Raw genomic sequence first — 20,737 nt, 5'->3', positions numbered from 1 at the left:
ACCATGCCCCACCCGCCTCGGTGGGGCGTGCTCAACCTATGACCACACCTCCATCTCCCCGCCCTTTGTTGTCGGGTGCCATGGCTGACCGTCTTTTTGGCTGGTTGGCCAAAGGCGCTGCCATTCTGACCCTGGGCCTTCTTTTCGGCATTTTGCTGTCGCTGGTTTTCGGCGCCTGGCCCTCAATTGAAAAGTACGGCCTGAGTTTCCTCGTGCGCAGCGTCTGGGATCCGGTCCAGTCCGATTTTGGCGGTCTGGTGATGATCTACGGCACGCTGGCCACCTCGCTAATCGCGCTGGCCATTGCCGTGCCGGTCAGCTTCGGCATTGCCCTGTTCCTGACCGAGCTTTCGCCGGCCTGGCTCAAGCGCCCCTTGGGCACCGCCATCGAGCTGTTGGCAGCGGTTCCCTCCATCGTTTATGGCATGTGGGGCCTGATGGTGTTTGGCCCCATTCTGGCGCGCTTCGTGCAACAGCCCCTCCAGGCCTTGTTGAAGGGGGTGCCGCTGCTGGGCTCGTTTGTCTCCGGCCCGCCGGTGGGCATCGGCATTTTGTCGGCCGGCATCATCCTCGCCATCATGATCATTCCCTTCATTGCCTCGGTGATGCGTGATGTGTTCGAAGTGACGCCACCCCTGCTCAAGGAATCCGCCTACGGCCTGGGGTCCACGACCTGGGAAGTGGTCTGGAAGGTGGTTCTGCCTTACACCAAGACCGGTGTTCTGGGCGGGGTCATGCTGGGCCTGGGCCGGGCTCTGGGCGAGACCATGGCCGTCACCTTTGTGATCGGCAACATGAATCAGCTCAACTCGCTGAGTGTCTTCGAGGCTGCCAACAGCATCACCTCGGCATTGGCCAACGAGTTCGCTGAAGCGGGCGAGGGCCTGCACCAGGCTTCGCTGATCTACCTGGGTCTCGTGCTGTTTTTCATCACCTTCGTGGTGCTGGCCCTGTCCAAGGTGCTGCTGATGCAACTCAAGAAGAACGAAGGAGCCCGCTCATGAACACAGCAGCTTCTTCGGCACTGGCTGAGCGCACGGCGCTGGCCGCGGTGCGCCAGGCGCGCTACGCCAGCCGCAAGCGGGTCAACACCATGGCCCTGGCCTTGTCGCTGGCGGCCATGGCCTTTGGCGTGTTCTGGCTGATCTGGATTCTCTGGGAGACGGTTCGCCTGGGCTTTGGCGGCCTGAGCGTGGCCTTGTTCACCCAGTCCACGCCACCGCCGAACGAGGTGGGTGGCATTGCCAACGCGATCTTCGGCTCGCTGGTGATGGTGGTCGTTTCGACCTTCATCGGCACGCCCATCGGCATCATGGCCGGCGTCTACCTCGCTGAGTACGACACCAAGAGCTGGCTGGCCTCGACCACGCGCTTCGTCAACGACATTCTGTTGTCGGCGCCCAGCATCGTGATCGGCCTGTTTGTCTACGCCATCGTGGTGGCCCGTTTCAAGAGCTTCTCGGGCTGGGCCGGCATCATCGCCCTGGCACTGATCGTGATTCCGGTGGTCATCCGGACCACCGAGAACATGCTCACGCTGGTGCCTTCGGCGCTGCGCGAGGCCGCCTACGCCTTGGGCACGCCCAAGTGGAAGGTGATCATCACGATCACGCTGCGCGCTGCCAAGTCGGGCGTGATCACCGGGGTGTTGCTGGCAGTGGCCCGCATCTCGGGCGAGACCGCCCCCTTGCTGTTCACCGCGCTGAACAATCAATTCTGGAACTCGGACCTGTCCAAACCCATGGCCAGCCTGCCCGTGACCATCTTCAAATTTGCGATGAGCCCGTACGAAAACTGGCAGCAACTGGCCTGGGCAGGCGTGTTCCTGATCACCATGGCGGTGCTGGGGCTCAACATCCTGGCGCGCGTGCTGACCCGTCAGAAGTAAAGGCAAGGATTTTTCATGACCACATTCACCGTGCCCGACGAGCAAGCCAAGATTGCGGTGCGCAACCTGAACTTCTACTACGGCAAATTCCATGCCCTCAAGGGCATCAATCTGAACATTCCCGAGAAGAAGGTCACCGCCTTCATCGGCCCGTCGGGTTGCGGCAAGTCGACCCTGCTGCGCACCTTCAACCGCATGTTCGAGCTGTACCCCGAGCAACGGGCCGAAGGCGAGATCGTGCTGGATGGCGAGAACCTGCTCACCTCCAAGCAGGACGTGGCCCTGATCCGTGCCAAGGTCGGCATGGTGTTTCAGAAGCCGACGCCCTTCCCGATGTCGATCTACGACAACATCGCCTTCGGTGTGAAGCTGTTTGAGAACCTCAGCGCCACCGACATGGATGATCGCGTTGAATGGGCCTTGCGCAAGGCGGCACTCTGGACCGAGGTGAAGGACAAGCTCAACCAGAGCGGTTCGGGCCTGTCCGGTGGCCAGCAGCAGCGTCTGTGCATTGCCCGCGGCATTGCCATCAAGCCTGAGGTTCTGTTGCTTGACGAGCCCTGCTCGGCGCTTGATCCGATCTCCACCGCCAAGGTGGAAGAGCTGATCGCCGAATTGAAGGATGACTACACCGTGGTCATCGTGACCCACAACATGCAGCAGGCGGCACGCTGCAGCGACTACACCGCCTACATGTACCTGGGCGATCTGGTCGAGTTCGGCGAGACGGAACAGATGTTCTTCAAGCCCACCCGCAAAGAAACAGAAGACTACATCACAGGCCGTTTCGGTTGAGGAGGGCAGCATGCCTGAAAAACATCTTTCCACCCAGTTCGACAGTGATCTCAACGGCGTTTCGTCGCGGGTCATGGAGCTGGGCGGCCTGGTTGAATCCCAGATCCATCAAGCCATCTACTCGCTGTCGAACTTCAGCACCGAGGCTGCGGCCCAGGTGATCGACATCGAACAGCGGGTCAATGCCATGGAGATCGAGATCGACCGAGATCTCGCCTCCATCATTGCGCGGCGCCAGCCCACGGCGCGCGACCTGCGCCTGTTGCTGGCCATCTCGAAGACCACGGCCAACCTGGAGCGCGTGGGCGACGAGGCCAGCAAGATCGCCCGCATGGTCAAGTCGATCATCGAAAGCGGCTCGGCCCGCCAACTGCCTTCCACCGACCTGCGTGTGGCGGCGGACTTGGCGGCCGGCCTGCTGCGCAAGGCGCTCGACGCCTTTGCCCGGCTTGACACCTCCACGGCCGTGGCCATTCTCAAAGAGGATGACCTGATCGACCGCGAGTTCGACGGTTTCGTGCGCAAGCTCATCACCTACATGATGGAAGACCCCCGCACGATCTCGCCCAGCCTGGATCTGCTGTTCCTGGCCAAGGCCATCGAGCGCATCGGTGACCATGCCAAGAACATTGCCGAGTTCATCATTTACGTTGTCAAGGGCACGGATGTGCGCCACGCGTCCATCGACGACGTGGAGTCCGCCGTCCGGTGATCTGCCATGAAGAAGCTGCCCCATATCCTGATCGTTGAAGATGAGCCGGCGATTGCCGAGCTGATCGCGGTCAACCTGCGCCACAACGGCTTTCAGCCGGTGTGGGCCGAAGACGGCATTTCGGCCCAGCGCGAGCTGGATGCCGTGCTGCCTGATGTCATCCTGCTGGACTGGATGCTGCCCGGCCAGAGCGGTGTGGCCCTGGCGCGCAAATGGCGCGCCGACGCCCGCACCAAGGGTGTCCCGATCCTGATGCTGACCGCGCGCGGCGACGAGTCCGACAAGGTGGCGGGTCTTGACGCGGGTGCCGACGACTACATCACCAAGCCCTTTTCCACCCAGGAGTTGCTGGCGCGCATCCGTGCCGTGCTGCGCCGCCGGGCCCCGGAGCAGGTGTCCGACACGGTGACCATCGGTGAACTGGTGCTCGATGCAGCCACCTACCGGGTCACGTTCTCGGGCCAGCCGCTCAAGGTCGGCCCCACCGAGTTCAAGCTGCTGCACTACCTCATGAAGCATTCCGAGCGCGTGCACAGCCGTTCGCAATTGCTCGACAAGGTGTGGGGCGACCATGTGTTCATCGAAGAGCGCACCGTCGACGTGCACGTCAAACGCCTGCGTGAGGCCCTGGGTGGGGCCGGCACCATGGTCGAAACCGTGCGCGGCGCGGGCTACCGGCTCACCGGTCAGCCCCAGGTGGCGGTGTCTGCCCCCGCGTCGGTTGCTCCTGTGGCTTCTGCTGCTTCTGTTGCTTCCGCCTGACGGCCTGACTGGCCTTTCTCATGACATTCCGGTTCTTGACTTTTGCCGGGGCCCAGCTGTTGGCGGTCCTGGCAGGGTGGTCGCTGGGCGACGCCCTGGGGGCCCTGCTGGCCTTGCTGCTGGGCACCTGGCTGTGGTTTCTGCTTGACCTGTGGCGTGGCCTGCGGGTGCGCCGCTGGTTGCGCAAAGGCCAACTCGATGAGGCCCCCGCCCTGGGCGGCCTGTGGGGCGAGGTGGCCGACCGGGCGCGACGCATGCTGCGCCAACTGGTCAAGAAGGCCGAGGACAGCGAAGCCCGGCTGCAGGAGTTTCTGCTGGCCATCCAGGCCTCGCCCAACGGCGTGGTGCTGCTGGACCCCGAAGGTCACATCGAATGGTGCAACCAGACCGCAGCCGAGCATTTCGGTTTCGATCCGGATCGGGACCTGATGCAGTCCATCGGCAACCTGTTGCGCGAGCCGGTTTTTGCCGCCTATTACGCCTCGCGCGACTACAGCCACGACATTGTGATGAACGGCCGTGGCAGCACCTTGTCCCGGCCGGTGCGCCTGTCGGTGCACCTGCACGGCTATGGCGAAGGACGGCGTCTGCTGCTGTCGCGCGACATCACCGCACTCGACCAGGCCGACGCCATGCGCCGTGACTTTGTGGCCAACGTGTCGCACGAAATTCGCACCCCATTGACGGTGCTGTCGGGTTTCATCGAGACCCTGCAGACCCTCAACCTCGAAAACCACGAGCGTCAGCACTACCTGAACCTGATGTCCCAGCAGGCCAGCCGCATGCAGACCGTGGTGAGCGACCTGCTCACGTTGTCGCGTCTGGAAGGCAGCCCGGCCCCGGGCTTGACCGAATGGGTGGGGGTGTTGGGGCTGCTCATGCACTGCGAGCAAGAGGCCCAGGCCCTGTCGGGCGTGATTGGCAGCCACAGCGGGCGTCGTCACCAGATCCACTTCGACATCGAGGCGGCCCGCGGCCTCGATCTGGCCGGTTCGCACAACGAGTTGCAAAGCGCCTTGTCCAACCTGGTCAGCAATGCCGTGCGCTACACCCCGGGTGGCGGCAGCATCCAGGTCAGCTGGCACATGCTGCCGGACGGGCGCGCCGAGTTCGACGTGCGGGATTCTGGCCCTGGCATTGCGCCTGAGCACCTTCCGCGCCTCACCGAGCGCTTCTACCGGGTGGATCGCAGCCGCTCGCGTGAAACCGGTGGCACCGGCCTGGGCCTGGCCATCGTCAAGCACGTGGTGCAGCGCCACGGGGCCCAGCTCAACATCGAAAGCACGCTGGGCGTGGGCTCGCGGTTCTCGATCGTGTTCCCTGCCAGCCGCTTGCGGCAGGCCGTTCCCGCACTCACCGGGGCGATGCCATCGGGCGGTGCACAGCGCGCCAAAGAAGCGGCATGAAGATGGCCGCCACGGCGGCCAGCGCCACGGTGCTGCCAGCCCAGAAGGCATCGGGCCGTTCCCAGGGTGCCCAGCCGGCCAGGCCGCGGTAGGCCAGCCAGTAGCCGCCGCCCAGGCCGGCACCCCACAGCAAGGCGCCGTACACCACCAGCGTGACCACCGTCACGCGGTAGCAGCGCAGCACAAATACGCACAGGGTCTGGGCCGCATCGAACAGGTGGTACAGCGCCACCCAAACCAGCAAAGGCGCGGCCTGGCGGGCCACCTCGGCCTGCTGGGTGTAGAGCCGGGGCAGCTCGGCATGACCCAGCCACAGCGCGGCTGAGCACAGCGTGGCCAAGCCCATGGCCAGCAGCAGGCCGGTTCGGATCGCCTGCCGGGCCCGGGCTGGCTGGCGCCCCCCCAGCCAGTAGCTGGCCCGGGCACTGGTGGCGATCCCAATCGACAACGGCACCATGTACAGCACGGCCATCAGGTTGGCCGCAATCTGATGGCTGGCCGCCGCGGTGGTGCCCAGGCGAGCAATGAACAGCGCCATCAGGGTGAAGGAAGTCACCTCGACCAGGATGGACAGGCCGGCCGGCAGGCCCAGGCGCAGAAACTGGCCCAACTGTTGCCAGTCGGGGGGCTCGGGCCGTTGCCACAGGCGGTAAGGGTGGTAAACCGTCTGCCGGCTCAGCATCAGCGCAGCCAGGGCGGCCATTGCGCCATTCACGGCCAGGGTGGCCCAGGCGCAGCCAGTGGCGCCCTGCGCGGTGACACCGGCGCCTCCCCAGGCCCACCACATCGACAGCGGCACCTTCAGCGCCAGCCCCGCCAACTGCAGCCAGGTGACCAGGCGCGGCAGGTGCAGGGCCTGGTTCAGCGTGCTGTAGACGCGAAACAGCAGCGCCGGCGGCAATGCCAGGGCCAGCACTTGCAGGTAATGGCCCACATCGGCGCGCAATTCGTCGGGCACCCCGGTCCAGCGCAGCAAGGCGTCGGGCTGGAGCAGCACGCCCATGCCCAGCACCGAAGCGACAGCACACAGGTACAGCGACTGGCGCACCGAACGCCCCACCGCCAGCGGGCGCTCTGCGCCTTCCAATTCGGCCCAGACTGGCAGCAAGGCCTGCAGCACCCCCATCAAGCCCACGTAGACGCTGATGTACACGGCCGAACCCACGGCCAGCGCGGCCAGGGCCTCGGGTGAATGGCGGCCGGCCACCAGGGTGTCGGTGACGCCGAAGGCCATCACGGCCAATTGGCCGGCCAGCACCGTGCCCGCATGGCGGGCAATCAGGCGCAACTCGCTCAAGTTCAGCTCCCGGCCCGGCGGTAGACCAGCACGGATTCGCGCTGCTCACCCTGGCGCCACACATTGGTTTCGTAAATCCAGTTCGGGCCGTCGTGGGTTTCCAGCCAGCCCACCAACTGGTTGCGGTCCACCAGCAGCCAGTCGCAGCGGGTGTTGGCGCCGGTGGGCACCAGGCGCAGATCGCCGTGCACCTGGAAGGCTGCCGTCTGGTCGGGGCTCAGGCCGTAGACCTCGGCGCAGGTGGCCGTGCCCATCAGGGCCCGCGCCGACTGCACCATGCTGGCGTAGCTCAGCGCGTAATCGAGCAGGGGCAGCCACAGCGTCATCAGCAGGATCCAGCCCAGTGCGGCACCGCTGGCGGGCAGCACCAGGCTCTTCCAGATCGCGGCGCGGTGGCGGCCGGCACGCCATTTCACCAGCCACAGCCAGGCGCCGGTGGCGGCCACTGCACACAGCAGGGGGAACCACGACAGCTCGGGCCGGAATCCAGGCGCCAGCCGTGCCACATTGGCTGCAGGTTGTGCCGGAAAGCCGGTTTGCATGGCCAGCCACACCACCCAGATCACCAGCGCGGCGCTGGTAAAGAACAGCAGCGTGAACCAATCGATCAGCGCCCCCATGCTGCGGCTCAACGTGGGCAGGGCAAAGGCGGCCAGGGTGGCCAGTGCCGGCAGGCCGAGCAGCAGCGCCCGGTCGGCTGGCGGGGTGGTGAAGGTGATCACCACCGACACGGCCACGAAGCAGATGGGCAGCCCCAGGTGCAACGGCCAGGGGCCCGTGCGCAGCTGATGGCGCCAGCGCCACAGCGACCACAGCGCCAGCGGCCAGGCAGGCCAGGCAAACCACAGCAGCAGGCGGGCCAGGCTGCGCGCCTCGCCAAAGCTGGGCCACACCATGCGCCAGTGCGCCAGATCCAGCTGGTAGACCAGCACGCCCACGCCAGCCGTCACGCAGGCGGCAGCCAGCGAGGCCTCGCGGGGCCACGCCGGGCGTTGGCGGCCTTCGGTGTCGGCGTCGGTCTGCAGGCGGACCAGTACCGCGCTGGCCGCCCCAAGCACCAGTGCCACAGTGGGGGCGCCGCTCAGGGCCAGGCCAGCCAGCCCCAGCACCAGGGCCGTCAGCGGGGCCCAGCGCCGATAGGGGCTGGCGGCGACCGCATAGAAGGTGAGCGTGGTGCAGGTGAGTTGGGCCAGGTAAGAGGTGACTTCATGGCTGGGCCGGGCCAGACCCAGGCAGGCCATCAGCGCCAGCAGGCCGCCATCGGCCAGGGCGCGGGCGTAATCATTGGGGCGGGCCTCGCCTCCGAAGGCGAAGGCCACGGGTTGGGCCCGCGGGCTGCGGGCCAGGTAATACACGCCGTACCAGGTGGCCACCAGGGTCAGGGCCAGCATGGCCATGAAGGGCAAGCGGGTCACCAACTCGGGGGCCCAGCTGGCCGGCGCCAGTTGCAGCATCCAGGCGCCGATCCAGTAAGCCAGCAGGCCGTCGTTCTCGGGGGCCAGCCCGGCCAGGGTGGGCTGCAGCCAACTGGTGTGGCCGGCCGCCATTTCCATCATGTAGCCCAGTTCGGCGATGTCGGCGCCTTTCCAGGGCGCGCGGCCCCAGAAGCCGGCCAGCACGTAGGCGGCACACAGGCCGATCAGGGCCCAGCGGGGCAGGCGACGGACAGCGCTCTGGGCAACGATGGCGGGTGAGGTCGAGTTCAAGGTGCGGGTAGGGAAGATTCGTGGCAACCGGGCCGCCCGCTGCGGGGGGCAAAATGCAGCGGGCAAGAAAAAAGGCAGCTCGGGGACCGGGCTGCCTTTTTAGCAGAAGTCGGAGCGGCGAGAGTCGCCGCCTTTGACTTACTTGCTGGCGGTGGCCAGCTTGCCGAAACGGTTGCGGAAGCGTTCGACGCGACCACCCATGTTGTCCACCGACTTTTGGGTGCCGGTGTAGAAGGGGTGGGATTCGCTGGAAGTGTCCAGCTTGAACAGGGGCAGTTCGCGACCGTCTTCGGTCTTGCCCATTTCTTTGGTGTTCACGCAGGAACGGGTCACAAACTTGAAACCGTTGGAGAGGTCCACAAACAGGACTTCGCGGTAGTTCGGGTGAATGCCTTCTTTGGCCATGGTCTTACCTTTTAGGAAGTTGCGAGAGCCACTGCACAAACCACTGCACAGCACTTTTCGCCAAAAGCCCTCGATTATCCCATTTTTCTGACAGCCGGCTCAAGGCTTTTTTACCGTCGACCGTTCTCAGACGGATTCCACCCCGCACCAGTTCACCAGGTAGTGCGCCAGCGTCAGGGTGACCCGGCGCATGCTGGCCAGCGAAACCGCTTCGTCGATGCCGTGGATGTCGCGTGCCAGCGGGCCGTAATTGGTGACCGGGATGTCGGTCATCAGGCTGAAGTGCCGGCCGTCGGTAGTGGCGGTGCAGGCCAGGCGCTCGGCCTCGCGGCCGTTCACCGCCCGGTGGGCCTGGGCCAGCGCCTGCATGGCCGGGTGATCGAGGTCATACACACAGCCTGGCGAGCGATGGCCTTGGGTGCTGATCTCGACTTGCAGGGCCGGGTTCAGGGCCTGGGCCTTGGCGCGCAAGCGCTGGCTGATCAGGGCCACCGCGGCATCGGGTTCGGTGCCTGGGTAGTAGCTGCAACGCAGGCCCAGGGTGCAGGTGCAAGGCACGGAGGAGTTCCATTCACCCCCCTCGATGCGCCCCAGGTTGAAGTTGATCGGGTGGGCCACGTCCCGGAAGGCCGGGTGGCGGTTCTCCGGTGCATTCCATTCGGCTTCCAGCAGCTTCAGGTCGGCCATCAGTTCGTGGGCCGCCTCGATGGGGTTCAGGCCCTGGCCCATGTAGGCCACATGGGCCGGCCGCCCGGTCAGGGTGACGAACAGCCAGCTCACACCCACCTGGGCCGCCATCAGGGTTTCGGCAAAGGGCTCGGGGATGATCACCGCGTCAAAGTCGGTCAGGCGCGCCTTGGCCAGGGCGTTCTGCAGGGCATGTACCGTGGCCAAGGTGCCGTTGCCGGTGTTCTCTTCGTCCAGCACGGCATTGAAGCCCACCACCCCGGCCGGTTGCAGGCCGAGCCGGCGCAAGGCCTTGAAGGCCATCAGGGCGCAGACGATGCCCCCCTTCATGTCGCCCGCGCCCCGGCCAAACAGCCAGTCGTCCTTCACATGGGGCTGGAAGGGCGGTGCGCTCCAGAGGGCCTCAGGGCCGGTCGGCACCACATCCAGGTGCCCGTTGAACAGCACTGAGCGCCCGCGAGGGCCTTGCTTGTTGCGTGGCAGGTGCCGGGCCAGCAGGTTGTAGCGCCCGCCATCGGGGTCGCAGGGGCAGGAGAACAGGGGCGAGCGACGGATGCGATCGCTGTCGAGCACGATGCGTTCGCAGTCCAGGCCCAGCGCCTGCAGTTGGGCCTCCAGAAAATCGGCGGCCGGCTGCTCGGCCCCCGAGGGGCTGCGCGCGGCCACGAAGGCGCTCAGGGTGTCGATCATCTCGGCGTCGAGTTGCGCCACGGCCTGTTGCAGCGCTGCGGCTGTCGGTGCGGGGTGAGAGGTCATTTCGGGGCCATTCAAATGGAGAGGTGATGGGAAGTTGGGCCTCAGCCGCCGTCTTTCAGCACACCATCCAGCTTGTCGATCAGCTCGTCGGCGTTGGTTTTTGAAAACACCAGGGGCGGGCGGATCTTCAGGCAGTTGGCCTGCGGGCCCGAGGCGCTGAGCAGCACGCCGGCGCGGCGCAGGCCGTTCACCACCCGGGCGGCCAGCGGGCCGTCTGCCTGCTGGCGGGCCCGGTCATTCACCAGCTCCACGCTCACGAACAGGCCGGCACCGCGCACATCCCCCACCGCCTCATGGCGGGCGGCCAGTGACTGCAGGCCATCGCGCAGGTACTGGCCCACGGCCAGGGCGTTGGCCTGCAGGGCCTCTTGCTCGATCACGTCGAGCACGGCGCTGGCCACGGCCATCGACACCGGGTTGCCGCCAAAGGTATTGAAGTAACGGCACTCGCGCCCGAAGGCGGCCAGCACCTCGGGCCGCACGGCCAGGCCCGCCACCGGGTGGCCGTTGCCCATGGGCTTGCCCAGGGTCACGATGTCGGGCACCAAGCCGTGGCGTTCAAAGCCCCAGAAGGCCTCGCCCGTGCGGCCGAAGCCGGGCTGCACCTCGTCGGCGATGAACAGGCCGCCAGCCTCGCGCATGGCCTGCACGGCGGGCTGCAGAAAGCCGGCCGGGGCGGTGCACAGACCGTCGCTGGAGAACACCGTGTCGACCAGCAATGCCGCGGGGCGCAGGCCCTGGGCTTGCAGGTCGGCGATGGCGGCGCGCACATCGCGGGCCAGGCGTTGGCCCAGATCAGTGGCAGGCTCACGGTAGCTGTCGGGGGCGGCCACGGTGCGCACGGCGGCGCCCAGCTTCATGCCGGCCCCCAGCGAGGGCGAGGCCTCGGCCAGCACGGTGGTCACGCCGTGATAGGCCCAGCGGGTGATGACCAGGCCCTGCGCCCCGGTGTGGGCGCGTGCGATGCGCAGCGCCAGGTCATTGGCCTCGCTGCCGGTGCAGGTGAACATGGCCTGGCCCAGCTCGCTGGGCAGGTGGCCCAGCAGGCGCTCGGCGTAGTCAAGCACGCCCTCGTGCAGGTAGCGGGTGTGGGTGTTGAGCTGGGCCGCCTGGCGGGCCAGGGCTTGCACCACCTGGGGGTGGGCGTGGCCCACGCTGGCCACGTTGTTGTAGGCATCCAGGTAGCGGCGGCCCTGGGCGTCGTACAGCCAAACCCCTTCACCGCGCACCAGGTGCAGGGGTTCTTCGTAGAAAAGGCGGTAGGCGGGGCCCAGCAGGCGGGCGCGGCGTTCCAGCAGGGCGGCGGTGTCGGACGATGCGGTGGGGTGGTGCATGGGGATGACTTTCAGCCGCAGGCTTGCCGAAGTGCGGCCTCGGCCTGGGTCGGGGTGGCGGAATCCAGGGCTTGCAGGCGGGCCCAGGAGATGGCGTTGTTGCGCAGCAGGTAAGGCGCGTTGTCGGGTTGGCGGGCGGCGCGCCAACCGCTGATGGCCACCACCATCACCAGGCGGGCTCGCACCAGATCGGTCAGCAGTTCCAGCTCCAGCGGCTGCAGCGGCCATTCAGCGTGGTAGGCCGCGGCAAAGCCCGCGATGGCCGCCAGCGCCTGGGGGGCACCCCCCTCACCGCGCGCATCCAGCTGGTACGACGCGGCCACGGCCAGGTCGTTCACGCGGGGGCCCATCACCACATCGCCAAAGTCAAGGATGCCACTGACCTGATCGGTGTGCTGTGCATCGACCAGCAGGTTGTAGAGATTGAAGTCGTTGTGGATGGCCTGGCGTGGCAGGTGGCCCAGCCGGGGCAGCACGCGCTCGACAAAGCCGTCAAGGGCCCGGTGGGCCAGGGCCTGACGGGCCGGGTCGTTCACATGCACCAGCAGGCCTCGCACCCGATCGGCACGCTGGATGTCCCAGGGCAGGGCCTGCTCGCCGGCCGGGTGACTGACGTCGGCCAGGGCATGGTCCAGGCGGGCCAGCAGGCGGGCCACGTTCAGGCGCTGGGCCTCGGAGCGTGGGGCCTGGGGCATGGGCAGCCCTTCCAGGTAGCTGAACAGGCGCACCACGCGATGGCCTCCGTCGGGCCAGTCCAGGGTCAGGCTGGGCTGGCCGTTGACCGTGGGCAGCAGGCGCTGCACCGGCAGCTCGGGGGCCTGGCTCGCCAGGTGCAGCAGCACCTGGGTCTGAAAATCGGCCACCAGCGCGCTTTCCTGGGGGTGCGAGATCTTCAGCATGCAGGCGGCTCCCTGCCGGGGCTGGACCAGGAAGTTGGCGTCGCGTTCGCCGCTGAGGGCCTGCAACTCAAGCTCGTGCAGGCCATAGTGCTGGCGCAGCAGCCCACGGGCCTCGTCCAGGGAGACCGGGGCGGGGGGCGCGCTCAGCAGGGCGGCGCCGGGCAGCAGGGCCGCGCTGTCGTGTGCCGGGTGTTTCAGGGAGGCGGCGGGTGCGAGCCTGCTCATCTCAAGCCACCGACTCAAAGCCGCGCAGGGCGCTCACCAGGTTGGGCCCCAGGTCATCGCCCAGGTAGCCGCCCTCCTGCACCAGCACGGTGGGCAGGCCCAGGCGCGCGATCTCGGCCGTGATGCGGGCAAAGCCCGGGGTGCTGACCGCCAGCATGCGGTAGGGGTCGTTTTCGTGGGCGTCCAGTCCCAGCGCCACCACCAGCGCGCCGGGGGCGTAGGCACGCAGGCTGTTCAGGGCCTTCTGAAGGGTTTGCAGGTAGCCTTCATCGCCCGTGCCACGCGGCAAGGGCAGGTTGATGTTGTAACCCAGGCCCTCGCCCTCGCCGTGCTCATGGCCATGGCCCGTGAAGTAGGGCGTGCACACATGGGGGTCGGCATGCAGCGAGACGGTCAGCACATCATTGCGGCGCCAGAAAATGCCCTGGGTCCCGTTGCCGTGGTGCACGTCGATGTCCAGCACGGCCACCCGGGCATGGCGCTGGCGCAGGTGCTGGGCCGCGATGGCGCTGTTGTTGAGGTAGCAAAAGCCGTTCGCCCGGTCGGTGTAGGCGTGGTGCCCCGGGGGGCGGCACAGCGCGTACACGGCGCGTTCACCGGCCAGCACCAGTTCGGCGGCGTGGGTGGCGCTGTGGGCCGCCGCGGTGGCCGCCTGCCAGGTGTGGTGGCCGATGCTGCAGGCGTTGTCGCCCATGTGGTAGCCGGCCTGGCCCACCAGGTGATCGGGGTAGGTGAAGGGCTGGCCCGGAAAGGGGTAGACGTTGGGCATCACCTCGTCGGAGGCGTTCTCGAGCTGCTGCCAGCGCTCCCAGGCGGTTTCGAGAAAGTGCAGGTACTGTGGTGTATGGATGGCGGCGCGCGGGCCGGGGCCATGGTCGTCCGGGGTCAGCACCGTGTGGCCGGCCCCCTGGGCTGCGGCCAGCAGCCGGGTGGCGCGTTCGGGTTGCTCGTTGCTGCGCTTCATGCGGCCGCGCACGATGAACTGTTGCGGGTCGTGGCCCTGGTGCTGGTCGGAGTGGACGATCTTCATGGCGTTGGAGCAGGGTGGAGTTCAGGGTGGGGTGGGGGGCGCCGTGGTGGCCCTGTGCTGGGCGTGCAGGAACAGGGCTTGCACGTGTTCCTGCCCCTCGATCAGGTGGTGACGCAGGGCGTGTTCGGCGGCGGCGGCATCGCGTCGGCGCATGGCGTCGATCACCGGGCGGTGCGACTCGGCGATCAGGTTCGGGTCGCGGTAGCTGCCCTCGGTCAGGGCCAGGATCATGCGGATCTCGGTCTGCATGTTGCTGAACAGCCGGTGCAGGTAGGCGTTGCCTGAGATCTCGCAGATGCAGGCGTGGATGCCCAGGTCCAGGGCCACGCGCTCGGCCTGACCCAGGTGCGGGGCCTGGGCCACCATGTGGTCGACGCGGGCCTGCAGTTGCGCCAGTTGTTCGTCGCTGGCCTGGCGGCAGGCCAGGCCGGTGGCCAGGACCTCCAGTCCGATGCGCACCTGGAACAGGTCGTTGATCTGCTGCAGGTCCAGGGTGCGCACCGTGAAGCCATAGCGCGGGCGCGCCACCAACAGGCCCTGGCTTTCCAGGCGTCGGGCGGCTTCACGCACCGGGGCACGGCTGACACCCATCTGGCGCGCCAGTTCGGCCTCGACGATGCGGGCCCCGGGGGGCAGACGGCCTTCGACGATGGCCTGCTGCAACTGCGCCTCGACCACGGCCACCAGATCGGGCAGATCGATGGACGAAAAGCCGGGGGCAGCAGAGGGGACAGCGCGGGTTTCGGGTTGAGGGGCGGCGATGGGGTTCATGGTGTGGCGCGGCGTTGTCTCGACGGGGTCTTTGTCAGGGCCGTTACTTTAAGCGCCTGGGCAAGGCCAGATAGACCCCGGCCGCGCCGATCAGGGCCATGCCCCCCAGGGCCAGGGCGTCGGGCGGGCGCTGGAACCAGAAGGTGCTGATCAACACCGCCAACAGCAGTTGCAGGTAGTTCATCGGGGCCAGCACCGAGGCCGACACGCGTCGAAAGGCGGCCAACAGCAGCAACTGGGCCGCTCCGCTGACGAAGCCGCCGGCCACCAGCGCCGCCAGTTCAAGCCAGCCCGGCCAGGCCATGGGGCCGGTGAACAGGGCGGGCAGGTTGGTCACCACCAGGCACATGGCGGCCATGTAGGCGTATTGCGCAGGGGCCGGCACCAGGCCTGACAGGCGCCGCGTGAGCACCTGGAACAGGGCGTAGCACACGGCGGCCAGCGCCATCAGCAGCGTGCCGGCCAGGGGCAGGGCACTGCCTGGACGCACGATCAGCAGCATGCCGGCAAAGCCGACCAGCACAGCCACCCACTGCACGCGCCCGACCTGCTCGCCCAGCACCCAGGGCGACAGGGCCACCATGATCAGCGGGGCGGTGAAGTAGATCGCGGTGGCCTCGGCCAGCGGCATGCTGGCCAACGCGGTCATGAAGCTGGTTGCCACGATGGCCAGCATGAGGCTGCGCAGGAACAGCAGCTTCTGATGCGGTTGGCGCCACAGCCGCCAGTCGCCATGCCGCCAAAGCAGGACCGCGGCCATGCTGCCCACGGCCACGTAGCGGGTCAGGTTCATCAGCGTGGCCGGGTAATGGGCCAGCATGTGTTTGGCAAAGGCGTCGTAGCAGGCAAAGGCCAGCAGGGCGGCGAGGAACAGCAGCATGCCCTGGCGCTGTTGCGCCGCGGCAGCGGCCTGGGGCGCTGCCGCCTGAGCCCTGGGGGCGAGGGTGTCAGCCATGCAAGCCTTCCAGGAACGCCTTCAGGCCGGGGCCGATGGCCTCGACCATGTAGCCGCCCTCCTGGACCACCACGGTGGGCAGGCCCAGCTGGCGCACCCGGCGGCCGACGTCGCGGTAGGCGTCAAAGTCGAGCCGCAGCACGCTGATCGGGTCGTCCTTGTAGGTGTCAAAGCCCAGGGCCAGCACCAGGGCCTGGGGCGCGAAGGCTTGCAGCGCGGCTTGCGCCGCGTCCAGTGCCTGCGCGAACTCTGCGTTGCCGCTGCCGTGCGGCAGCGGCAGGTTCAGGTTGCAACCGGCACCGGGCCCGGTACCGCGTTCTTCGGCGTAGCCGGTGTAGAACGGAAAGTACTGGGCCGGATCGGCGTGGGTGGAGACCGTCATCACCTCGGCGCGGTCGTAGAAGATGTTCTGGGTGCCGTCGCCGTGGTGTGCGTCGACATCAAGCACGGCCACGCGGCCGAAGTGTGCCTGCAGGCGTGCCGCTGCGCAGGCGTTGTTGTTGACAAAGCAAAAGCCACTGGCCCGGTCGTTGTGGGCGTGGTGGCCTGAGGGGCGGCACAGGGCATAGGCGGCGGGGGCCCCGGCGATCACTGCGTCGGCGGCGGCCACGGCGCTGTGGGCCGAGCGCAGGATGGCGCGCCAGCTGGGCGCGCCCAGGGGGCAGGACAGGTCGCCCAGGTAGTAGCCGGTCTGGGCTACCAGCGAGGGCGAGGGGCAGGGCCTGCGGCGCAGGCCGGTTTGCGGTGCCGGGTACGGCGCCAGGTTGGGCAGCACCTCGATGCCGGGCTCGACGCCGGGGCGGCGCAGGGCTTGCCAGCGGTCCCAGGCGGTTTCCAGGTAGTCCAGGTAGTGCGGGGCATGGACCGCCGCCAGGGGTTCGCGGCCCAGCTCAGGGGGCTCGTGCACCGGCACGCCGCAGGCCTGCAGCGTGGCCTGCAGGGCGCTGGCGCGGCTGGGCAGGTCGGCGGCGGGCATCAGGCGGCCCAGGCGCATGAACTGCTGCGGCGTGTGCAGCATCTGGTCGGGCGAGAAGAAGGCTTGCATGGGGCGCTCCGGTGGCTTGGGGCGGTTCTGGCGGTTTTTGCGATTCAGGCGGGCAGGCTGGCTTCGAACAGGTCGAAGGCCTGGTCCAGGCGAGCGAACAGGGTGTCGAGTTCGGCGGCGCTGATGATCAAGGGCGGGCACAGGGCCACGGTGTCGCCCATGGCACGCACGATCAGGCCCTGCTCCTGGGCAAGTTGGGCCAGGCGCGGGCCGGCCTTGAGGGCGGGGGCAAAGGGCTGGCGGCTGGCTTTGTCGGCCACCAGCTCCAGGGCGCCGATCAGGCCCACGCCGCGGGCTTCGCCCACACAGCGGCGCTGGCCGAACTGGCGCAGGCGGGCCTGGAAGCCGGGCGCGAGTTCGCGCACCCGCTCCAGGATGTGGTCGTCCTCGTACACCTTCAGGGTTTCAAGCGCGATGGCCGAGGCCACCGGGTGGCCCGAGTAGGTATAGCCGTGGCCAAAGGTGCCGATGCGCCCGCTGTTGGCGGCCAGGGCATCGTGGATCGCGGGCGACACCATCACGGCCGAGATCGGCACGTAGCCCGAGGACAAGGCCTTGGCACAGGTCAGGATGTCGGGCTGCAGGCCGAAGGTGGTGGAGCCGAACATGTTGCCGGTGCGGCCAAAGCCGCAGATCACCTCATCGGCCACCAGCAGCACCTGGTACTTGCGCAGCACCGCCTGCACTTTCTCGAAGTAGGTTTCGGGCGGCACGATCACGCCGCCCGCGCCCATCACCGGCTCGGCAAAGAAGGCGGCCACGGTGTCGGGGCCTTCCTGCAGGATGCGCTGCTCCAGCGAATCGGCCAGGCGGGTGGCAAAGTCGGCCTCGCTTTCACCGGGCAGGCCGTAGCGGTAGTGGTGCGGGCACTCGACATGGCTGATGCGGTCTATCGGCAGGTCGAAGTCCTGGTGGTTGGCCGGCAGGCCGCTGAGGCTGGCGGCCGCCACGGTCACCCCGTGGTAGGCACGCTGGCGTGCCAGGATCTTCTTCTTGGCCGGTTGGCCGATGGCGTTGTGGTAGTACCAGACCATCTTGACCGCGCTGTCATTGGCCTCGGAACCCGAGTTGGCAAAGAACACCCGGGCCATGGGCACCGGGGCCAGGGCCAGCAGCTTCTCGGCCAGTTGCGCCACGGCTGGGTTGGATCGGTGGTTGAAGGTGTGGTAGTACGGCAGGGTCTGCAGGGCCTGGGTGCCAGCCGCGATCAGACGCGGGTGGCTGAAGCCCAGCGAGCTGCACCACAGGCCCGACATGCCCTCGATGTAGCGGCGGCCCTGTTCGTCGATGACATGGATGCCGTCGCCACGGGTGATCACCAACGGGCCGACGTCGGCATGGGTGGCCAGGTTGGTGAAGGGGTGCAGGTGGGCCGCAATGTCTTTGGCGGCCAGCTCGCTGGGGGTGTTCATGTTGGGGCTTTCTTGGGGGCGGGAAGGTGTAGGGGCTCAGTAGCCGCGGCGCAGGTCCACCGCGACCTCGGCAGCGTGGCCAGCGTCGATCCGGGCCAGGTTGTCGGCGGTCTGGCGCGCGATGACCGAGGGGTCGGTGCGCGTGGCGATGTGCGGGGTGATGAGGATGCGTGGGTCGGCCCAGAACGGGTGCTCGGGCGGCAGGGGCTCTTGCGTCAGGGCGTCCAGGGTGGCGGCGGCGAGCTGGCCACTGGCCAGGGCGGCCAGCAGGTCGGCCTCGACCAGGTGGGCTCCGCGCCCGACATTGATCAGGTGGGCGCCTCGAGGCAGCTGATTGAACAAGGGCTGGCACAGGATGCCGCGGGTGTCTTCGGTGAGGGGGAGCAGGCACACCAGGGTGTCGCAACCGGCCAGGAACTCGGCCTGCCCGGCTTCGCCATGGAAGGCCTGCAGGCCGGCGGGCAGCCCGTTTTTAGGCGAGCGACTCCAGCCGCGCACGCTGTAGCCGATGCTCAACAGCGCCTCGGCGCAGGCCAGGCCCAGGGTGCCCAGGCCGGCGATGCCGACCCGGTGCTGGCGCGGTGGCTGCACCGGCTGCTCTTCCCAGCGGCGCGCGGCGGCACTGTGCAGGTAGGCCCCCATGTGACGCTGGTGCTGGATCACGGCCCAGGTGACGTAGGCGGTCATGCCCTGGCCCATGTCGGGGTCGATGATGCGGCACACCGGCAAAGCGGGCAGGGCCGGGTCGGCCGTGATGTGGTCGATGCCGGCACCCACCGACTGGATCAGGCGCAGCCGGGGCAGTCGGGCCAGCAGGCCCTCGGGCGGGTACCAGCAGACGGCGGCATCGATCTCCTCCAGGGGGCCTAGCTCGGTGCCCAGGCGCAGCCGCGCCTGGGGGAATTGGGCTCGGAAGGCGGGCAGCAGGTAGCTGAAGTCGAGGTTGCTGCTGAGAAAGGCGATGGTCAGGGGGGCGGACATGGCTGGGTCGGGCTCAGGCTTGGTGGGCATTCAGGCGCGGAATGGCATCGATCAGCCGGCGCGTGTAGTCGTGCTGTGGGTTGCCCAGCACCTCGGCACTGGGGCCGTACTCGACCACCTGGCCGCGTTGCATCACGGCGATGTGGTCGCACATCTCGCCGGCCACGCGCAGGTCGTGGGTGATGAACACCATGGCCAGCTGGAAGCGCTCACGCACTTCGGCAAACAGCTTGAGCACCTGGGCCTGCACCGACACGTCCAGGGCCGACACGGGCTCGTCGGCCACCAGCAGTTCGGGTTCCATGGCGAGGGCCCGGGCAATGCCGATGCGCTGGCGCTGGCCGCCTGAAAACTCGTGCGGAAAGCGGTCGGCGGCTTCGGGGCCCAGGCCCACCAGTTGCAACAGCTCCAGGGCCCGGGCCATGGCCACATCGCGGGGCACGCCCTGGGCGATGGGCCCGGCGGCCAGGGTGGGGCCGATGCGGTGGCGTGGATTGAGCGAGGCGTAGGGGTCTTGAAAGACCATCTGGATCTTGCCCTTGGCCTGCTGGCGCAGCGCTGCGCCCGACATCAGGTTGCGTCCCTTGAACAGGATGCGGCCCGATTCGAAGGGGGCCAGGCCGACGATGCAGCGGCCCACGCTCGATTTGCCCGAGCCCGACTCCCCCACCAGGCCCAGCGTCTGGCCGCGGCGCAGTTCGAAATTGACGTTTTTGGCCGCGCTGACCTGCCGCCCTTTGCGGAACAGACCGCCGCCCGAGGTGTAGGTCTTGCAAAGGTCCTGCACCTGCAGCACGTGCATCAGGTCGGGCTCGCCTTCGCGCACCAGCGGCGCACCCTGGGGAATGGCGGCAATCAGCTTGCGGGTGTAGGGGTGGCTGGGCTGGCTGAGCACCTGGCGGGCCGGGCCGGCCTCGACGACCTGGCCGGTCTGCATCACCACCACGTGGTCGGCGATCTCGGAGACGACGCCGAAGTCGTGGGTGATGAACAGCAGGGCCATGCCGCGGCGCTGTTGCAGCTCGCGCATCAGCTTGAGGATCTGCGCTTGCGTGGTGACGTCGAGTGCGGTGGTGGGTTCGTCGGCGATCAGCAGCCGGGGCTCCAGCAGCATGGCGCAGGCGATCATCACCCGCTGGCGCTGCCCACCGGAGAGGCGGAAGGGGTAGCTGTCGATCAGCAGGGCCGGGTCGGGCAGGCCCACATCGGCCAGGGCGGCCAGGATGCGGCTGCGCTTCTCGGCGGCACCGAGCTTCAAGTGGGCGTCGAACACCTCGGCCAGTTGCTCGCCAATGCGCATCACCGGGTTGAGGGCGGTCATGGGCTCCTGGAACACCATGCCGATGCGGTGCCCGCGCAGCTCGCGCATCTGGGCTTCGCTGAGTTGCAGCAGGTCTTGCCCGTCAAACAGGATCTGCCCAGCCACCGGCTCGACATGGGGGCGTGGCAGCAGGCCCATGATGGCATTGGCAATCATCGATTTGCCCGAGCCCGACTCGCCGACCACGCAAAGTGTCTGGCCGGCTTGGAGCGTGAAGGAGGCGCCTTGCACTGCCAGGCGACGGTCGCCGCCCGAGGGCAGCTTGATGTCAAGGCCGCGCACTTCCAGCACAGGGGTGTCGGGCAGGGGATCGTTGGCAGGCATGGGGTGGCTTCCGGTCAGGGCCTCGG

General features: G+C 67.8%; 19 protein-coding genes. 6 read left to right on the top strand and 13 right to left on the bottom strand.

The annotated features are described in order from the left end of the window. Positions 1-80 precede the first annotated feature (80 nt). Genes pstC through phoR form a run of 6 tightly spaced genes read left to right on the top strand, consistent with a single transcriptional unit; the run spans position 81 to position 5,563 of the window. Positions 81-1,004, top strand: coding sequence for a phosphate ABC transporter permease subunit PstC (gene pstC / locus AC07VS_RS07185; RefSeq protein ID WP_492346346.1), 924 nt, complete (start codon positions 81-83; stop codon positions 1,002-1,004). Then, positions 1,001-1,888, top strand: a complete 888-nt coding sequence (gene pstA, locus AC07VS_RS07180) for a phosphate ABC transporter permease PstA (protein ID WP_492346347.1) — start codon at positions 1,001-1,003, stop codon at positions 1,886-1,888. Before pstC ends, pstA begins: the two co-directional genes overlap by 4 nt. 15 nt (positions 1,889-1,903) lie before the next feature. Beyond that, the gene (gene pstB / locus AC07VS_RS07175) at positions 1,904-2,683 is read left to right on the top strand and encodes a phosphate ABC transporter ATP-binding protein PstB (RefSeq protein ID WP_492346348.1); all 780 of its coding nucleotides are present in this window, start codon (positions 1,904-1,906) and stop codon (positions 2,681-2,683) included. A 10-nt stretch (positions 2,684-2,693) separates the two neighbouring features. Beyond that, positions 2,694-3,395: a phosphate signaling complex protein PhoU gene (gene phoU / locus AC07VS_RS07170; RefSeq protein WP_492346349.1), complete on the top strand. Its 702-nt coding sequence runs from the start codon at positions 2,694-2,696 to the stop codon at positions 3,393-3,395. 6 nt (positions 3,396-3,401) lie between these two features. Then, the gene (phoB, locus tag AC07VS_RS07165; protein ID WP_492346350.1) at positions 3,402-4,157 is read left to right on the top strand and encodes a phosphate regulon transcriptional regulator PhoB; all 756 of its coding nucleotides are present in this window, start codon (positions 3,402-3,404) and stop codon (positions 4,155-4,157) included. Positions 4,158-4,177: 20 nt separating this feature from the next. Continuing rightward, entirely contained in the window at positions 4,178-5,563 is a 1,386-nt protein-coding gene (phoR, locus tag AC07VS_RS07160; RefSeq protein WP_494750580.1) for a phosphate regulon sensor histidine kinase PhoR, read from the top strand. On the opposite strand, the gene AC07VS_RS07155 is transcribed toward phoR, so the two are convergent. The 13 genes from AC07VS_RS07155 to AC07VS_RS07095 all read right to left on the bottom strand — a co-directional run bounded on the left by AC07VS_RS07155 (position 5,511) and on the right by AC07VS_RS07095 (position 20,711). Continuing rightward, on the bottom strand, positions 5,511-6,860 hold the full coding sequence (locus AC07VS_RS07155) for an MATE family efflux transporter (protein ID WP_494750579.1): 1,350 nt from the start codon (positions 6,858-6,860) through the stop codon (positions 5,511-5,513). The two genes, phoR and AC07VS_RS07155, sit on opposite strands and share 53 nt — an antisense overlap. A 2-nt stretch (positions 6,861-6,862) precedes the next feature. After that, positions 6,863-8,566: a glycosyltransferase family protein gene (locus AC07VS_RS07150; RefSeq protein WP_494750578.1), complete on the bottom strand. Its 1,704-nt coding sequence runs from the start codon at positions 8,564-8,566 to the stop codon at positions 6,863-6,865. Between the two features lie 138 nt (positions 8,567-8,704). Then, positions 8,705-8,971: a type B 50S ribosomal protein L31 gene (locus AC07VS_RS07145; protein WP_019573252.1), complete on the bottom strand. Its 267-nt coding sequence runs from the start codon at positions 8,969-8,971 to the stop codon at positions 8,705-8,707. A gap of 126 nt (positions 8,972-9,097) precedes the next feature. Further along, on the bottom strand, positions 9,098-10,414 hold the full coding sequence (locus tag AC07VS_RS07140) for an ArgE/DapE family deacylase (protein WP_494750577.1): 1,317 nt from the start codon (positions 10,412-10,414) through the stop codon (positions 9,098-9,100). Between the two features lie 41 nt (positions 10,415-10,455). Continuing rightward, a complete protein-coding gene (locus AC07VS_RS07135; protein ID WP_494750576.1) occupies positions 10,456-11,748 on the bottom strand; it encodes an aspartate aminotransferase family protein in 1,293 nt (430 codons plus the stop codon). Positions 11,749-11,759: 11 nt separating this feature from the next. Next, complete coding sequence (locus AC07VS_RS07130; protein ID WP_494750575.1) at positions 11,760-12,872, bottom strand: phosphotransferase; 1,113 nt, start codon at positions 12,870-12,872, stop codon at positions 11,760-11,762. 1 nt (position 12,873) lies between these two features. Then, positions 12,874-13,902 (bottom strand): histone deacetylase family protein, encoded by a 1,029-nt coding sequence (locus AC07VS_RS07125; protein WP_494750574.1) that lies wholly within the window; start codon positions 13,900-13,902, stop codon positions 12,874-12,876. A 21-nt stretch (positions 13,903-13,923) separates the two neighbouring features. Beyond that, positions 13,924-14,673, bottom strand: a complete 750-nt coding sequence (locus AC07VS_RS07120) for a GntR family transcriptional regulator (RefSeq protein WP_494657471.1) — start codon at positions 14,671-14,673, stop codon at positions 13,924-13,926. A gap of 43 nt (positions 14,674-14,716) precedes the next feature. Next, positions 14,717-15,628: a DMT family transporter gene (locus tag AC07VS_RS07115; RefSeq protein WP_494657470.1), complete on the bottom strand. Its 912-nt coding sequence runs from the start codon at positions 15,626-15,628 to the stop codon at positions 14,717-14,719. Beyond that, positions 15,621-16,673, bottom strand: coding sequence for a histone deacetylase family protein (locus AC07VS_RS07110; protein ID WP_494750573.1), 1,053 nt, complete (start codon positions 16,671-16,673; stop codon positions 15,621-15,623). The genes AC07VS_RS07115 and AC07VS_RS07110 overlap by 8 nt, the downstream gene beginning before the upstream one ends. 44 nt (positions 16,674-16,717) lie before the next feature. Beyond that, on the bottom strand, positions 16,718-18,085 hold the full coding sequence (locus AC07VS_RS07105) for an aspartate aminotransferase family protein (RefSeq protein WP_494657468.1): 1,368 nt from the start codon (positions 18,083-18,085) through the stop codon (positions 16,718-16,720). A gap of 36 nt (positions 18,086-18,121) precedes the next feature. Beyond that, positions 18,122-19,066 (bottom strand): 2-hydroxyacid dehydrogenase, encoded by a 945-nt coding sequence (locus tag AC07VS_RS07100; RefSeq protein ID WP_492346361.1) that lies wholly within the window; start codon positions 19,064-19,066, stop codon positions 18,122-18,124. 13 nt (positions 19,067-19,079) lie between these two features. Further along, positions 19,080-20,711: an ABC transporter ATP-binding protein gene (locus AC07VS_RS07095; protein ID WP_492346666.1), complete on the bottom strand. Its 1,632-nt coding sequence runs from the start codon at positions 20,709-20,711 to the stop codon at positions 19,080-19,082. Positions 20,712-20,737: the final 26 nt, after the last annotated feature.

The organism is Curvibacter sp. GW821-FHT01G03 (assembly GCF_059422285.1).
The sequence above is the reverse complement of the archived record's forward strand: the minus strand, read 5'-3'. Positions and strand labels throughout refer to the sequence as shown.

Bases quoted from the DNA above. Each gene is read 5' to 3' on its own strand.
- pstC (WP_492346346.1), top strand. From the start codon at position 81: ATGGCTGACCGTCTTTTTGGCTGGTTGGCCAAAGGCGCTGCCATTCTG.
- pstA (WP_492346347.1), top strand. From the start codon at position 1,001: ATGAACACAGCAGCTTCTTCGGCACTGGCTGAGCGCACGGCGCTGGCC.
- pstB (WP_492346348.1), top strand. From the start codon at position 1,904: ATGACCACATTCACCGTGCCCGACGAGCAAGCCAAGATTGCGGTGCGC.
- phoU (WP_492346349.1), top strand. From the start codon at position 2,694: ATGCCTGAAAAACATCTTTCCACCCAGTTCGACAGTGATCTCAACGGC.
- phoB (WP_492346350.1), top strand. From the start codon at position 3,402: ATGAAGAAGCTGCCCCATATCCTGATCGTTGAAGATGAGCCGGCGATT.
- phoR (WP_494750580.1), top strand. From the start codon at position 4,178: ATGACATTCCGGTTCTTGACTTTTGCCGGGGCCCAGCTGTTGGCGGTC.
- AC07VS_RS07145 (WP_019573252.1), bottom strand. From the start codon at position 8,971: ATGGCCAAAGAAGGCATTCACCCGAACTACCGCGAAGTCCTGTTTGTG.
- AC07VS_RS07140 (WP_494750577.1), bottom strand. From the start codon at position 10,414: ATGACCTCTCACCCCGCACCGACAGCCGCAGCGCTGCAACAGGCCGTG.
- AC07VS_RS07135 (WP_494750576.1), bottom strand. From the start codon at position 11,748: ATGCACCACCCCACCGCATCGTCCGACACCGCCGCCCTGCTGGAACGC.
- AC07VS_RS07130 (WP_494750575.1), bottom strand. From the start codon at position 12,872: ATGAGCAGGCTCGCACCCGCCGCCTCCCTGAAACACCCGGCACACGAC.
- AC07VS_RS07125 (WP_494750574.1), bottom strand. From the start codon at position 13,902: ATGAAGATCGTCCACTCCGACCAGCACCAGGGCCACGACCCGCAACAG.
- AC07VS_RS07120 (WP_494657471.1), bottom strand. From the start codon at position 14,673: ATGAACCCCATCGCCGCCCCTCAACCCGAAACCCGCGCTGTCCCCTCT.
- AC07VS_RS07115 (WP_494657470.1), bottom strand. From the start codon at position 15,628: ATGGCTGACACCCTCGCCCCCAGGGCTCAGGCGGCAGCGCCCCAGGCC.
- AC07VS_RS07110 (WP_494750573.1), bottom strand. From the start codon at position 16,673: ATGCAAGCCTTCTTCTCGCCCGACCAGATGCTGCACACGCCGCAGCAG.
- AC07VS_RS07105 (WP_494657468.1), bottom strand. From the start codon at position 18,085: ATGAACACCCCCAGCGAGCTGGCCGCCAAAGACATTGCGGCCCACCTG.
- AC07VS_RS07100 (WP_492346361.1), bottom strand. From the start codon at position 19,066: ATGTCCGCCCCCCTGACCATCGCCTTTCTCAGCAGCAACCTCGACTTC.
- AC07VS_RS07095 (WP_492346666.1), bottom strand. From the start codon at position 20,711: ATGCCTGCCAACGATCCCCTGCCCGACACCCCTGTGCTGGAAGTGCGC.